Origin of the sequence: Flavobacterium sp. NLM (assembly GCF_002210235.1) — a bacterium.
Lineage (GTDB): Bacteria > Bacteroidota > Bacteroidia > Flavobacteriales > Flavobacteriaceae > Flavobacterium > Flavobacterium panici.
Genome location: NZ_LIAC01000003.1, coordinates 58,053 through 73,990 on the forward strand (window position 1 = coordinate 58,053; position 15,938 = coordinate 73,990).

Here is a 15,938-nt window from a genome sequence, read left to right on the forward strand (position 1 = left end):
GGTTAATTTTATCGTTTTCATAAAGGGAACAGATAAATTTAGCTTTCAATAAAAACTAACTAATTATGAAATCTAAATTATTACTAATTGTACTATCACTGTGTACATCATTTGCGTTTGCGCAATCTATTGATGTAACCGGAACGGTAGTAGATGGCTCAGGTTTGTCATTGCCTGGCGTTAATGTAAAAGTTAAAAGTTCGTCTCAAAGCACAACCACTGATTTTGACGGATCTTTTAAATTAACCGGAGTTCCAAAAGGATCTTCAGTTATTTTCAGTTATATAGGTTACAAAACGCAAGAAGTTGCAGTTTCTGGAACTAAAATAACTGTAAAGTTAATTGAGGATGCAAAATCACTTGATGAAGTAGTTGTCATTGGTTATGGTACTCAAAAGAAGAGAGAGGTTACGGGATCAGTTTCTGTAGTAGACAGTAAAACAATTGATCTTATTCGACCAACGAGAATTGAACAAGCCCTGCAAGGTACTGTTACAGGTGTGAATGTAACAACCCAGTCAGGAGCACCAGGAGCGCCATTGGATATTCGTATTCGTGGTATTGCTACAAACGGACAAAATGCACCAACAGCTATTATTGATGGTTATGTTGGAGATTTTGGTCTGTTAAATCCTAATGATATTGAATCCATAACAGTTTTAAAAGATGCTCAAGCGGCTATTTATGGAACAATTGGGGCAAATGGAATTATTTTAATTACAACTAAAACAGGTAAAAAGAATACTAAAACAAAAGTATCTTTCAACAGCTCAGTTGGATTTCAGGAAACATCAAGAAAACTTCCAACTTTAAATGCTACGGAATATGCACTTTTATTAAACGAAAGTTATGCTAACGGAGGTAAACCGCTTCCTTATCCAAACGTAAGCGGATTAGGAAAAGGTACTGACTGGCAGGATGAAGTTTTTCAAATGGCTCCAATTGTCAATAATGATTTGAGTATTTCCGGAGGTTCAGATAAAATCACGTATTCTATTAGTGGATCACATTTAGATCAGGAAGGAATTGTGGGAGGAGACAAATCTGGTTTCTTGAAAAATACGGCAAGACTTGCTTTAGGAGCAGATCTTAGCAGTAAAATTAAACTTAAGTCAAACGTTATATATACTTATTTTACAAGAAAAACATTAAATGAAAACGGTCTTGGTTCTGTATTATTTAATGCACTGAATGTTCCTGCAACATTAACTCCTAAAGATGCAAACGGCAATTTTACTCTTGTGCCAAATACAACAGGATTAGGTAATGAAATTATCAACCCGCTTGCACAAATTGCAAATACATACAACGATTATAATTATAAAAAATTAAACGGAAATTTTGGATTAGATTACAAAATTTTTAAAGGATTTACATTGACAGGTTCAATTGGTTTTAATACTTCAAACAGCGAATCAAAAACATTTGCTCCGCTAATAAGTTATGGAGGAAAAGTTTTTGATGTACAAAGAAGTTCTGTAACTCAAGGTGCTGTTAATGACAACGATTACTCTTTTGACCTTTTTGGTACTTATGTTACAAAAATCGCAGATGCTCATAATATAACAGGAACAATTGGTACAACAATTTTCAAAACATGGGGAAATGGTCTTTCTGCTACTGGTTTTGATGTTCCTAATAATTCTTGGGAATTTGCCGATATTTCTTTAACAAAAGGAGTTTCAGCAACTTTAACAAACAGCTCTTATGTTTATGATCAACGCAGATTATCTTATTTTGCAAGGCTGCAGTATGATTATAAAGAGAAATACTTAGTATCTGGTATGATTCGACGTGATGCTTCTACCAAATTTGGACCAGGGAATAAAGTAGGTTATTTTCCATCAGTTACAGGAGGTTGGATTGTTTCTAAAGAAGATTTCTTTGGAACTCCTAAATTCATTAATTTCTTAAAATTAAGAGGAAGCTACGGAACATTAGGAAATGACCAAATTGGAGATTATAGATATTTAGGTACTTTGAGTGGAGAAGCAACTTATGTTTTTGATGGTACTCTTGTAAACGGTGTAGCCACAGGGGCAGTTCCAAATCCGGATGTAAAATGGGAAGAAGCTAGAAAGCTTGATGTTGGTTTGGATATGAGAATATTAAATGACAAAGTTTCTATTGTAGCAGATTATTTTAGTGATACAAGAAAAGATTTATTAATTGGAAATATTCCTGTTTCAGGTATTAATGGTACAGGTGCTCCGGGATCTGGTTCTCCAACTATAAACGCAGGATCAGTAAAAAATTCAGGTTTTGAATTTGCTATCGATTACAAAGAAAATTTCTCAGATTCTTTTTCAATGAATGTAGCTTATAACGTTACGTTTATTAAAAATAAAGTTCTGGAAGTAAATAACGGAACTGGCTTTTTGGAAGCCGGAGGATTTGGTGTTGGACAGCCTGCACCTGCACGAATGGAAATAGGAAAACCAATGGGATATTTCTATGGATATAAAACCGATGGTATTTTTCAAAATCAGGCAGAAGTTGATGCTCACCCATCACAATTAGCTTTAGGAGCGAATGCAGCGCCAGGAGATCTTCGATTTGTTGATGTAAATGGAGACGGTGTAATTGATACAAAAGATAAAACCAATATTGGTGATCCAATTCCTGCTGCAACAATGGGATTCAATCTTCAATTAAACTATAAAAACGTTGATTTTGCAGTTTACACTTTTGCATCTGTAGGAAATGATATGGTTCGTAACTACGAAAGAACACTTTCTGATGCAAATCGTATTGATTATGTTTTAGACAGATGGACAGGTGAAGGATCTACAAATTCAACACCAAGAGTTACAACAGGTGCAACATCAAACAATGTTTTTTCTAATTATTTTGTAGAAGACGCTTCATACCTTAGAATTCAAAATGTTCAGTTAGGATATTCTCTTAATCCAAGTGTTGCTCAAAAAGCAGGAATCACAAAATTAAGACTTTATGCGGGAGTAAATAATTTATACACATTTACTAAATACCAAGGTTACGATCCGGGAGCTTCAAATGGTGCGCCAATTGGAGGTGGAATTGATTATGGATTTTATCCTACTCCAAGAACCTATTTAATGGGTTTAAACATTAATTTTTAATTTCAATTAAAATGAAAAAATATTTATTTACAACCGTTATATCTCTTACTCTGTTTTCGACCTTGTGTATTTCTTGTTCGGATGAGTTTGTAGATCCTAAACCAGAATATTCTATCGATTCTGAAAACTATTTTAATTCAAAATCAGATTACGATCAGGCTTTGGTTGCTGCTTACGATTTGCTTCAATCTTCATATGCAAATGTTATATTGGGAGAAATTGCTTCAGATAATACATTAGCAGGAGGAGAAAGTCCAACAGATGTTATTGGATGGCAGCAAATTGATGATATGATTCATACGCCGGTAAACAGTAACTTAAGAGATATCTGGAACTGGATGTTTGCAGGAGTTCAAAGAGCTAATTATATTCTTGAATTTCAAGATAAAACCGATTTTCCCGAGAAAACCCAAGTTATTGCCGAAGCGCGTTTTCTTAGAGCATATTACCAGTTTGAATTAGTGAAATGGTTTGGCGGTATACCAATGAAGGGCGATGCGAGATTTAAACTTGGAGATGAAAAAAAGATACCGCGTTCATCAGTTCAGGAAGTGTATGCTTCGATTGAAGCTGATTTAATTTTCGCATCGGCTAATTTAGCACCAAATGCTTCTCAAAAAGGGCGTGCCACTAAAACTGCTGCTCAGGCATTATTAGGAAAAGCTTATTTATATCAAAATAAATTTACGCAGGCAGCAACGGTACTTGAATCTGTAATTACTTCAGGAAAATATTCTTTAGTAACAGATTATAATTCAATATTTGAAATGGACGGAGAAAACGGAGCAGAATCTGTTTTTGAAGTACAATATACAGACATTGAAGGAGCTGGATTTGGATGTTTACAATGTAGTGAAGGTAACGTAGCTGTAGGTTTTAGCGGTGTAAGAAATTTTTCAGGACCACTTTTCTCTTCAGGATTTAGTTTTAATATACCAACTCAGGAAAGCGCTGATGCATTTGAAGTTGGAGACAGACGTAAAGATGTAGCTATTTTAGACATCGCTGCTTTTGCTGCTGCAAATGCTAATTATGATAACGGAAAAGGAGTTAGCTATGGAAAAGGAAATGAAGATACAGGTTTCTTCAACAGAAAATATATTCCAAGAAAAAGAAGCTCAAATGCACAGGGAGATTTGAATTTAACAAATCCAAATAATTACAGATCAATTCGTTATGCAGACGTTCTTTTAATGGCTGCAGAAGCTTACAACAGAGGTGCAATTGATGACGCAAAAGCAAGAACATATTTAAACCTTGTTAGAGCGCGTGCATTTGGAGATAATAACCATAACGTAACGGCTTCTGGAGCTGCTCTTACAGATTTTATCTGGGCAGAAAGAAGAGTAGAACTTTTTGGAGAAGGACATCGTTTCTTTGATTTAGTAAGAACTGGCAAAGCTGTTGGAACAATTCCTGGATTTAAAGCTAATAAGAATGAATTATTTCCACTTCCAATCGAAGAAATTCAATTCGCAAACGGTAACTGGTCGCAAAATCCTGGATATTAAAAAATACTATTATGAAAAAATTACATTATATATTAAGTCTTGTCGTTTTAGCGCTATTCTTTAGCTGTTCAAGCGATGACAGCAATATTGATTTAGAAGGTGTAAGCGCACCCTCAAACATATCTGCTTTGACCACTGTAACTCAGGATAACTCCGGTAAAGTAACTTTTTTACCAAAAGGAGAAGGAGTAACACAATACAAAATAAATTACGGAGACGGATCGCCAGAATCTGATTATTTTCCTTCTGGAGGAACCGTAACACACGTTTATAAAGAAGGAACTTACCAAAGCAAAATTATTGCAATGGGAATTACAGGAAAAAAGACTGAAGTAACACAAGAGGTTTTAGTTTCGTTTAAAGCTCCGGAAAATTTAGTAGTGGTAATAACAAATGATTTATCAGTTTCTAAAAAAGTAACCGTAAAAGCAACAGCAGATTTTGCCTTGTTTTATGATGTTTATTTTGGAGAAGCAGGAAAACCAGATCCAATTTCGGCTAATAACGGAGAATCAGTTTCATATACGTATCAGCAAGCTGGAGTTTACACAATTCGTGTAGTTTCAAAAAGTGCTGCAATTAAAACAACTGAAAAATCTCAGGAATTTGAAGCAAAATTAGTTCTTAATCCAACAACTTCGGCACCAACGCCGCCAAACAGAGCAGCAGGAAATGTAATTTCTATTTACGGTTCTAAATACACTAATGTTGCCGGAACAAACTATTTCCCAGATTGGGGACAAGCAGGACAAGGAAGCAGCTGGACAGAATTTGATTTGAATGGCGACAAAATGTTGAACTATATCAAATTAAGCTACCAGGGAATTGCTTTAGCAGATAATGTTACAGTTGATGTTTCTGGAATGGATTACATTCACATGGATGTTTGGACAGCAGATTTACAAAAAATCGAAACTTCATTAATTAGTAAAACAAATGGAGAAAAACCAGTTGTAAAAGATCTTACTGCAAATCAGTGGACAAGTATTGATATTCCAATTTCGGCATTTACAAGTCAGGGATTAACAGTAGCAGATATTTTCCAATTGAAATTTGTGGGAACCCCTTGGGCTGGAGGAACTGTATTTATAGATAATATTTATTTCTATAAAGACGTCGAAACATTAAGCACAGCAGCACCAACGCCAGCTGTACCGGCAGCAAATGTTATTTCATTATTTAGTGATGCATATTCAAATATTGCCATTCAAACATGGCGTACAGATTGGTCTGCAGCAACATTAGAAGAAACAGCTGTTGCAGGAAATGCAGTTAAAAAATACTCAGATTTAAATTTTGTGGGTATCGAGCCAGTTACAACAATTGATGCAACCGGAATGACACATTTCCACGTAGATGTTTGGTCTTCAGATTTTACAGAATTCAGAATCAAATTAGTTGATTTTGGAGCTAATGGAGTTTACAATGGAGGAGGAGATGATAAAGAACACGAACTTAAATTTACCGCTCCGGCACAAGGACAATGGGTAAGTCTGGATATTCCTTTAAGTGATTTTACAGGATTAACAACCAGAGCTCATATTGCACAGCTTATTTATTCTGGAACACCAACCGGAAGTCATACCATATATATTGATAACGTTTATTTTCATAAATAAAAAATGAACCTTATTAATCGATTAAAATGAATTTACATTTTATAAAAAATAACAAAATGAAAAAATATAATAAATACTTCGTATTACTTTTTGCTCTGCTGTTAGCAATAAGTTGTCAAAAAGATGATTTTGCTTTTGGCGATTTGGCGGCGCCCTCTAATATTCAGGTAACAGCTGAAATTATAGGAAAAACTGCTGATGCTCCAAACGGAGACGGATCAGGAACGGTAAAATTGACTGCAAAAGCAGATAATGCTGTTTCGTTTAAATATGTTTTTAGCGATGGAACATCTGAAACTTCTCCAAGTGGTATTTTTACAAAACGTTTTACAAAAACAGGCGTAAATACCTATACTGTTACAGTAATTGCAAACGGAAGAGGCGGTGTAGCATCAAACACAACACTAGATGTTACAGTATTAAGTAACTTTAGTGATGATGAAGCCGTAGCGTTCTTAACAGGTGGTTCATCTAAAAAATGGTACTGGTCAGCTTCAGAAGCAGGACACTTAGGAGTTGGTCAAAACGATGCCGATGCGACTAAAAACTACTATGCAAACTACTATATGGCAGGACCATTTGAAAAAGCAGCATCGCCGGCAAGCAGCTGTTTATACGAAAACGAATTGACTTTTTCAAAAGACGGAGATCAATTGAAATTTGAATTAAACAACGGCGGAGCAACATTCTTTAACGCAGCTTTTGCAAGCGTAGGAGGAGGAAGTGGACCAGATGATGCTTGTTTAACTTATAATACAAGTGGTGTTAAAACAGTTTCATTAAGCCCATCAGAATCTGTAGTTACCAAAAATCCAAACCATGCAACACAAACAAGAGGAACAATGTTGAACTTCTCTGACGGTGGATTTATGGGGTATTATATTGGTCAGAGTTCTTACGAAATCTTGTCGATCACAGCAAACAGAATGGTAGTAAGAGCCGTAATGGGAGGAAACCCAGCATTAGCATGGTATCATATTTTCACTACTACAAAACCTACTCAAAATCCAACAACAGATTATACAAATCTGGTTTGGTCTGACGAGTTCAATACTGATGGAGCGCCAGATGCAACAAAATGGAATTATGATTTAGGAAGAGGAGATAACGGCTGGGGAAATAATGAAAAACAAAATTATACCAACGCAGCAACAAACGTAAAAGTACAAGGAGGTAATTTAGTTATTACAGCTAAAAAAGAAGCTTCGGGAGGTGCAGATTATTCATCGGCAAGATTAAAATCAGATGCTAAATTTGCTTTTACATATGGAAAAGTTGAGGTTAAAGCTAAACTTCCAAGCGGAGCAGGAACATGGCCTGCAATCTGGATGCTTGGACAAAATTATGCTACAAAACCTTGGCCAGCCTGTGGAGAAATAGACATCATGGAACACGTGGGGAACAATCAAAATGTGATTTTGAGTACGCTTCATTATCCTGGACATTCAGGTGGAAATGGTAATACAGCATCAAAAACATACACCAACGTTTCAACAGAATTCCATGTTTATAAATTAGTATGGAGCCCTGCATCAGTAAAAACTTATGTAGACGATGATTTACTTCATTCAGTTCCAAACGATGGTTCATTACCTTTTAACAGCGACTTTTTCTTGATTTTAAACGTAGCAATGGGAGGTAATCTAGGCGGTAATATTGATGGAGCTTTCACACAGTCTTCTATGGAGATTGATTACGTGAGAATTTATCAATAGAATATGAGTTAATTAATTAGTAATTCTAGAAGGTCAGCTTCGGCTGGCCTTCTTAATTTTAAAATTATACTATGAATAAAATAATTGTACTATTGTTAATCTGCAGTTTTTCATACGCGCAGGAAACAAAGAGGAAACTGGTCTGGGAAGAAAATTTCAATGCTAAAAAATTAAATGAAAAAGTCTGGAATTTCGAACTTGGGGACGGCTGTCCAAATTTGTGCGGTTACGGAAACAATGAAAGACAAATCTATACTAAAACCAACCACGAATTTAAAGATGGAAATTTAGTTATTGAAGCCAGAAAAGAAGGAGAAAAATATACCTCGACAAAAATTACAACCAAAGGAAAAAAACAATTTCAATACGGCCGAATCGAAGCAAGGGCAAAACTTCCTGTTGGACACGGTTTATGGCCTGCTTTCTGGATGTTAGGCGCTAATATTGATGAGGTTAAATGGCCAAAAACAGGAGAAATTGATATTTTAGAATATATAGGAAGAGATCCACATATGGTTTATACAACCCTTCATACACAAGACAGCCACGGAAATACGATTAATACCAAAAGAACTGAATTTCCAAATATTGAAGAAGGTTATCATGTATATGCCATTGAATGGGACAAAGATAAAATCGCCTTTTTTGTGGATTCGACTTTAGTTTATACTTTCAATCCTGAAGTTAAAAATGAAGATACATGGCCCTTTGATAAACCATTTTATATTATTGTAAATTTAGCCATTGGAGGCAATTTTGGAGGTCCTGAAGTGGATGATTCTGTACTTCCTCAAAAATATTACGTCGATTACGTACGTGTTTATCAATAAAAAAATATAGAATTAAATTTTACTCAAAAAGCAGGTGTAAATAGCTTAAATATTTAATTGTAAGTTATTTACATTTGTTTTTTAAATCGTTTTGAACCGCATTTTTTTAACTATTTTTATCAAAAATGGCCTCTGCAGCAAAAAACTTAACGATTTAATGTTAATTATTATTGTTTTTGTTTGCTTTTTAAAATAAATATTTGTTAAATTTGGTCACAATAATTAACATAACTCAAAAAAGATCACGCCTATAAAATAAAATTACTTTTTAGAAAAATTACTCCAAATTATTAAAACTAAAAAAGTAGTATTATGGCTGATCTGCAAATTCCAGACGCTCTATTAGTAAAAAATTATGTTGAAGGCAGTGAAGCTGCTCTTGCAACATTAATAAAAAGGCACGAATCTAAAATATATGGATTTATATATTCTAAGATTGCTGATAGAGACATTTCAAATGATATTTTTCAAGATACTTTTATTAAAGTAATCAAAACCTTAAAAAGTAATTCCTATAACGAAGAAGGTAAATTTCTTCCATGGGTAATGCGTATTTCTCATAACTTAATTGTGGACCACTTTCGCAAAACCAAAAAAATGCCAATGTACAGAGAAACCGAAGAGTTTTCAATCTTCTCTATCATGTCTGACGATTCATTAAATGTTGAAAGCAGAATGATTGTAGATCAGGTTGAGGTTGACTTAAAAAGGTTAATCGAAGAACTTCCTGAAGATCAGAAAGAAGTACTGGTAATGAGAATGTATCAGGATATGAGTTTCAAAGAAATATCAGAATTAACAGATGTAAGTATCAATACTGCATTGGGAAGAATGCGTTATGCGCTTATGAATTTGAGAAAAATAATTGACAAACATCAAATTATTTTAACCAACTAATACTATTTTGAATATTAGCCCGTTATACTATTATAAAACATTTACACAGTATGGCGAAAATTTACTCAAAAAAAGCGTTAGCTTCTAAAGATTTGAAACCTAAAAAAGAAGTAATTTCTTTTTTACTAAGTTATTCACAAGCCTTAACGGTTGTGAAAATTGAAGATAAAAATTTTGAGATTATAGCTAATTAAACAGCCCGCTGCTTTGGTCGGATGTTTATTTCGAAAGAAAAACCAAATGGTCGTTTTGGTTGAAAGCTCACTATTTGTATGCAAATACAGATAGTGAGTTTTTTTATTGTCTTAAATCCTGAATTTTACTTTATTATCATAAATTCAACTGCGTGTTTTTTCAGAACAGATTTTTCCAATCACTTATTAATTCTTCATTTTTACCCTTGAATATGATTTTGATTTTAAATTATGTTTTTGTTAAAATTCAATATTTTTAGTCAAAATATTTCTTTATTCAATAATTAATTTTATTTTAGTTAAAAAATAATTATTATTTCATAAAAACATAAGAATTTTTCGTATTAAAACATTTCAATCACCCTAATTTGTCCAACCAATAACCAAAAACCTATGAAAAAAAACTACTCTGCCTTATTTCATTTTGTTTGTTATACGCCTTAGTTCTTTACTAAGAAGTTTGATTTTTTGAGAAATTAAATTTAGAGACTTATGGCAATTTTGATCTCTAAATCTTATTTTTTCATTTAAACGCAGGCTGAAGTGCTCTACTATCAGTTTTGCAGCAAAATTCATTCAAAAAACTAAATCTATTTTAACAACCAAAACCCAACCGAAATATGAAAACGAACCTAAAGATGTTATCAATCCTGTTATTGATAAATGTCGCAGCATTTGCTCAAAATGATCAAATAAAAGAAGCGCAGTCTTTATACGATAAAGGAAAAAGCGAGGAAGCATTGGCGATTTTAAACAAAACAGAATATCTTATTCTTAACGCATCAGATGAAGCCAAATCTGATTATTATTTTTTAAAAGGAAATGTATATAAGGATTTAGCTGGAAAAAATATAGATGCAGCTAATAATTTTACATTGGCCTCACAAGCTTATCAGGATGTATTTTTGTATGAAAACGAATCAGGAAAGTTTAAATTTACAGTTAAAGCAAATGCAGCTTTAAAAGCTATGAAATCTACTCTTGTTAATGGTGCAATGACCGATTTTAATGCTGGAAAATTCAAAGAAAGTGCAGAGAAAAGTTATAAAGTTTATTTGTTTGATAAAAAAGACACATTGAACTTATTTAACGCTGCAGCATCTTCTATAAATGCTAAAGATTACGAGTCGGCAGTAAAATATTATGAAATCTTAAAGAAAATAAATTTTTCCGGAAAGAGGATGATGTATTATGCTACAAACAAGAAAACAAAAGAAGAAGATTTTTTTGTTTCTACAAAAGCCAGAGAATCAGCTATAGAACAAGGGTTTTATGAAAAACCAAGAAACGAGTTAGTTCCTTCAAAAAAAATAGAGGTTAACAGTAATTTAGCTTATGCTTATTTGGAGAAAAAAGATTATCCTAAAGCCGAAGCAGTTTATAATTATGTATTGGAACTTAACCCTAATTACCTGGATGCCTATATAAATATGGCGTATTTGAAACTGCAGGTCAAAAAAGATTTAGCCGATGAAATAGCTTCTTTAGGAACTTCACCATCCGAAATGCAAAAATATGATAAGCTAAATGCTAAAAAAGATGATATTGCCCGCAGTGCAATCCCGTATCTAAAACAAGCGCTTATTATTGAACCAAAGAATCCAGAAGCTACAAAAACACTTTTGGGAGTATATCGATCACTTGATATGACAAATGAATACAATGCTCTAAAAAGCAGTATGTAAAATAAAAAAGAAGCTGCTAAACTTTCTTTTTAGCAGCTTCTTCTATTATAGATTTTTTACCAATTGTTCTCGTAATAATATCTTTCTCTAAACTCCAGCCTCTTGCAGGCGAGTATTCACGTCCGTACCAAATAATCTGTAAATGCAGATCGTTCCATGTATCTCTGGGAAATAATCTTTTAGCATCCTTTTCAGTCTGAGCCACATTTTTTCCATTCGAAAGATTCCATCTGTACATTAGTCTGTGAATATGTGTGTCAACCGGAAAAGCCGGAACTCCAAAAGCCTGAGACATAACAACACTTGCCGTTTTATGTCCAACAGCCGGCAAAGATTCAAGCGCTTCAAAACTCTGCGGAACTTCACCATTATATTTTTCAATCAAAATTTCAGACAAACCATGAATTCCCTTAGATTTCATTGGCGATAAACCACACGGACGAATGATTTCCTTAATTTCTTCCACAGACATCTTCACCATATCATACGGATTATCTGCCTTTGCAAACAAAAGCGGCGTAATCTGATTTACGCGAACATCTGTACATTGAGCCGAAAGTAAAACAGCGATTAATAAGGTATATGGGTCTTTGTGATCAAGCGGGACTGGTATAGTAGGGTAGAGTTCTTTTAACGTATTTATAACAAATTGTACGCGAGCTTCTTTATTCATTTCCGTAATTTTAAAGTGTAAAAATAGCGATTTATAACTTATAAGTTATCTTTGTTTTAAATCTAAAATCAATAATCTGAAATCTAAAATAAAAAGATATGACAACATTAAAAGCCGGAGATAAAGCACCAAATTTTTCAGGAACAGACCAAGAAGGAAAAACACATAAACTGGCAGATTATGCCGGAAAAAAATTAGTAGTTTTCTTTTATCCAAAAGCAAGTACGCCGGGTTGTACAGCCGAAGCTTGTGATTTAAGAGATAATTTTCATCGTTTTCAGGCAAATAATTATGAGCTTCTTGGAGTAAGTGCTGATAGTCAAAAGGCGCAAACCAAATTCAAAGAAAAATACGAATTACCATTTCCATTATTAGCCGATGAAGATAAATCAGTAATAAATGCTTTTGGAGTTTGGGGACCAAAAAAGTTCATGGGAAGAGAATATGACGGAATTCACAGAACCACTTTTGTAATCAACGAAAAAGGAATCATCGAAGAAGTAATCGAAAATGTAAAAACAAAAGAACACGCAGCACAGATTTTGAAGTAAATTTTTGTTTCAGGTTTGAGGTTTCAAGTTTCAGGTTGTTTTGTGTGTAATTTTAACGCAAAGCACGCTAAGATTTTACGCAAAGCACGCTAAGTTTTTACGCAAAGTGCGCTAAGTTTTATTTATATGTAGGTTTTATAAAAAAGCAAAGTTCACAAAGCTTGGTCAGTACAAAGCTTTGCGAACTTTGAGCATGCAAAAATGCAGTCTATCATATAAAAAACCTTAGCGTACTTTGCGTTAAAAAAAACATTCAGTAGACAAAAAAAGTCCCAAATTAAGGGACTTTTTATATTAAGCTTTTTGCTCTAGTTCTTTCTGTGGATGATATCCAAAAAGATGATGTTCTTTTATAATTTCGGCAACTCCAGACGGAAGCATTGGTTCCCAGCCGGTTTTTCCTTGACCAATCATTTTTAGTACTTCGCGAGAGAACACATTTAATATGTTTGGGTTGTAATCTTTAATGTCAACAACTTTACCGTTGAATTTAAAGAATTTGTATAATTCTTTCATTCTAGGATGAACTTTCAGGTTGTCAGAAGTAATAACTTCGCCATTATCACCTAACATTGGGTACAAGAATACTTTCATATCACGGTAGAATAATTTTCCGAAAGCTTCAAGGATTCCACCACTTAAATGACGATAGTATTTCTCATCAAAAATATCAACAAGGTTATTTACACCCATTGCTAATCCCATACGGGCTTTGGTATAATTAGAGAAATACTCCACAACTTTATAATATTCCTGGAAATTCGAAATCATAACCGTTTGACCAAGCGAACAAAGTAATTCGGCTCTGTCCATAAAATCACGCTCATCAATCTCACCATCCGAACGCAAATTCGAAAGTGTAATTTCAAAAACCACTAATGTGTTGTCCTTATCTACTTTATTTTCCCCGAGAAACATTTTTAATGATTTCTCATACATATCAAGATTCACGTTTGTAACCGGACGGAAACTTCCTCTAAAAGCAAGAAGATTTTTTTTGTATAAAACAGCCGCCGGTAAAACATTTTTTCCTTCCGGATTAAACATTACGGCATCCGTCATTCCGTTTTTAACCAATTGTAAACTCATCAAACGATTGTCAACATCAGCAAAACGAGGTCCCGAAAAATTGATCGTATCGATTTCTAATTGATCTTTATCTAAGTGATCGTATAAATAGCGCAGTAAACGTTTTGGGTCATTATATTTATAGAAAGCACCGTAAATTAAATTTACACCTAAAATCCCTAGTGTTTCTTGTTGTAATCTGGCATCAGTTTCTTTAAAACGAATATGAAGAATAATTTCGTTATATGCCTCGTCTGGTTCAATTTGGTATCTAATTCCAACCCATCCGTGTCCTTTAAACTGTTTGGCAAAATCTATGGTTGCTACTGTATTAGCGTAGCTGAAGAAAAGTTTATTTGGGTGTTTTTCTCTGCTCAAACGTTCTTCGATCAATTCTCCTTCAAACGTAAGCATTTTTTTAAGTCTGTTTTCGGTAACGTATCTTCCGTCACTTTCAATCCCGTAAACAGCATCACTAAAATCTTTATCATAAGCCGACATCGCTTTTGCAATCGTTCCAGAAGAACCTCCGGATCTGAAAAAATGTCTAACTGTTTCTTGTCCAGCGCCAATTTCAGCAAATGTTCCGTAAATATTCTCGTTTAAATTAATGCGTAAAGCTTTGTCTTTTATAGAAGGAATCTGTTCGATGACCTTGTCACCTTTGAGTTTTATTTCTGTACCCATTTTATTTTAAATAGATTTGTTACAAAGTTAGTAAATTAGGGTTCTAATGAAAGAGAAATAATCCTATTTTTGTAAAAAAATTAAGTTCAATTGAAGGTCTATTTTTTAGGTACTGGTACTTCTCAAGGTATTCCGATTATCGGAATCGATCATCCCGTTTGTAAAAGCACTGATGCTAAGGACAAAAGACTCCGTGTATCCATCTGGATTACATGGGACGAGCACTCATTTGTAATCGATTGCGGCCCTGATTTCAGACAGCAAATGCTTTCCTGTGGATGTCGTAAACTCGACGCCATTTTATTTACACATGAACACGCAGATCATACTGCCGGTTTAGATGATATTCGTCCGTATAATTTCAGACAAGGCGAAATTCCTATTTATGGACATAAACGCGTACTTGATAATTTAAGACGACGTTTTGATTATGTTTTTGAAACCGTAAATAAATATCCGGGCGCTCCAAGTGTAAAAACTATTGAAGTCAAGAACAACGAACCTTTTGCGGCTGGAGATAAAATTGCAATTCCAATAAACGCCATGCACGGTGATTTACAAGTTTTTGGATATAGAATTGATGATTTTGCTTACCTAACCGATGTAAAAACAATCGAACAAACTGAAGTTGATAAACTTAAAGACTTAAAAGTTTTGGTTGTAAATGCTTTGCGTGTTGAACCGCATGATACACATTTTAACCTGCAGGAAGCGCTTGATTTTATCAATTTGGTAAAACCTGAAAAAGCTTATTTAACACACATTAGCCACGTTTTAGGCTTTCACGAAGAAGTACAGAAACAACTTACTGAAAACGTTTATCTGGCCTACGATAATTTAGAAATTACAATTTAATTATACCATAAAATGAAAAAATCCTTAATGCTTTACCTTTTTATCCTTGCGATATTAATGAATGTTTTTACTTATATGTTTTATAGCCGAGAAGTGCAATTTGGTGAAGAAAGATATGAGAAAACAACTAAAAAGCTAAGAGACAGTATCAATTTAGTGTCAGCTAAATTAGCCGATGCAGATTATTTTTCTTTAGAACACAATGAAAATGCACAAAATTATTTTGATAATAGTGCTTCTGGCGGAAAAGTGATTTTATTTGAAAAACTAATCCCGGTTGTAACCGAAAAACTTTTAGATTTTAATGCCAATCCAAAAGGAAATCCATACACAGGACAAGATCAAATAGGCCCAAATAAATTTATCATCAATAAAGTAAAAATTTTAAACCACCGCTGGATCATTGCAGATTACAGTAATGGAGAATTATGGGGAGAAGTCTTGTTAAAATACTTTGTTGATAACAATGATAATATTACCTTTGAAGTAAATCAAACTTGGTTATATCAAAAATAGGATTTTATAATCCTATTTTTTTTGACCCAACATTAA

The 15,938-nt window shown here is 33.8% G+C and carries 13 protein-coding genes; 11 read left to right on the plus strand and 2 right to left on the minus strand.

The annotated features are described in order from the left end of the window. The first annotated feature begins 65 nt into the window (after nucleotides 1-65). The 8 genes from APR43_RS04600 (at nucleotide 66) to APR43_RS04630 (ending at nucleotide 11,552) form a co-directional block, all read left to right on the plus strand. Nucleotides 66-3,101, plus strand: a complete 3,036-nt coding sequence (locus APR43_RS04600; RefSeq protein WP_053473708.1) for a SusC/RagA family TonB-linked outer membrane protein — start codon at nucleotides 66-68, stop codon at nucleotides 3,099-3,101. 11 nt (nucleotides 3,102-3,112) lie between these two features. Continuing rightward, nucleotides 3,113-4,612, plus strand: coding sequence for a RagB/SusD family nutrient uptake outer membrane protein (locus APR43_RS04605; RefSeq protein ID WP_053473707.1), 1,500 nt, complete (start codon nucleotides 3,113-3,115; stop codon nucleotides 4,610-4,612). 11 nt (nucleotides 4,613-4,623) lie between these two features. Beyond that, nucleotides 4,624-6,231, plus strand: a complete 1,608-nt coding sequence (locus APR43_RS04610; protein ID WP_235992136.1) for a hypothetical protein — start codon at nucleotides 4,624-4,626, stop codon at nucleotides 6,229-6,231. Between the two features lie 56 nt (nucleotides 6,232-6,287). After that, nucleotides 6,288-7,946: a family 16 glycosylhydrolase gene (locus tag APR43_RS04615; protein ID WP_053473772.1), complete on the plus strand. Its 1,659-nt coding sequence runs from the start codon at nucleotides 6,288-6,290 to the stop codon at nucleotides 7,944-7,946. A 71-nt stretch (nucleotides 7,947-8,017) separates the two neighbouring features. After that, on the plus strand, nucleotides 8,018-8,776 hold the full coding sequence (locus APR43_RS04620) for a family 16 glycosylhydrolase (protein ID WP_053473706.1): 759 nt from the start codon (nucleotides 8,018-8,020) through the stop codon (nucleotides 8,774-8,776). Between the two features lie 312 nt (nucleotides 8,777-9,088). Then, nucleotides 9,089-9,673 carry an RNA polymerase sigma factor gene (locus APR43_RS04625; protein WP_053473705.1) on the plus strand — a complete coding sequence of 195 codons (585 nt, stop codon included), beginning with the start codon at nucleotides 9,089-9,091 and terminating at the stop codon, nucleotides 9,671-9,673. A gap of 50 nt (nucleotides 9,674-9,723) precedes the next feature. After that, nucleotides 9,724-9,867: a hypothetical protein gene (locus APR43_RS24410; RefSeq protein WP_165590706.1), complete on the plus strand. Its 144-nt coding sequence runs from the start codon at nucleotides 9,724-9,726 to the stop codon at nucleotides 9,865-9,867. A 620-nt stretch (nucleotides 9,868-10,487) separates the two neighbouring features. Next, a complete protein-coding gene (locus APR43_RS04630; RefSeq protein ID WP_053473704.1) occupies nucleotides 10,488-11,552 on the plus strand; it encodes a tetratricopeptide repeat protein in 1,065 nt (354 codons plus the stop codon). A gap of 16 nt (nucleotides 11,553-11,568) precedes the next feature. Here the strand turns inward: APR43_RS04630 and APR43_RS04635 are convergent, their stop codons facing one another. Beyond that, nucleotides 11,569-12,225 (minus strand): endonuclease III domain-containing protein, encoded by a 657-nt coding sequence (locus tag APR43_RS04635; RefSeq protein WP_053473703.1) that lies wholly within the window; start codon nucleotides 12,223-12,225, stop codon nucleotides 11,569-11,571. Between the two features lie 98 nt (nucleotides 12,226-12,323). Between APR43_RS04635 and bcp the strand changes: the two genes are divergently transcribed. Further along, nucleotides 12,324-12,776: a thioredoxin-dependent thiol peroxidase gene (gene bcp / locus APR43_RS04640; protein WP_053473702.1), complete on the plus strand. Its 453-nt coding sequence runs from the start codon at nucleotides 12,324-12,326 to the stop codon at nucleotides 12,774-12,776. Between the two features lie 294 nt (nucleotides 12,777-13,070). On the opposite strand, the gene APR43_RS04645 is transcribed toward bcp, so the two are convergent. Further along, nucleotides 13,071-14,531 carry a nicotinate-nucleotide adenylyltransferase gene (locus tag APR43_RS04645; protein ID WP_053473701.1) on the minus strand — a complete coding sequence of 487 codons (1,461 nt, stop codon included), beginning with the start codon at nucleotides 14,529-14,531 and terminating at the stop codon, nucleotides 13,071-13,073. A 90-nt stretch (nucleotides 14,532-14,621) separates the two neighbouring features. Between APR43_RS04645 and APR43_RS04650 the strand changes: the two genes are divergently transcribed. After that, a complete protein-coding gene (locus tag APR43_RS04650) occupies nucleotides 14,622-15,386 on the plus strand; it encodes an MBL fold metallo-hydrolase (protein ID WP_053473700.1) in 765 nt (254 codons plus the stop codon). Between the two features lie 12 nt (nucleotides 15,387-15,398). After that, nucleotides 15,399-15,902 carry a hypothetical protein gene (locus APR43_RS04655; protein ID WP_053473699.1) on the plus strand — a complete coding sequence of 168 codons (504 nt, stop codon included), beginning with the start codon at nucleotides 15,399-15,401 and terminating at the stop codon, nucleotides 15,900-15,902. Nucleotides 15,903-15,938 lie beyond the last annotated feature (36 nt).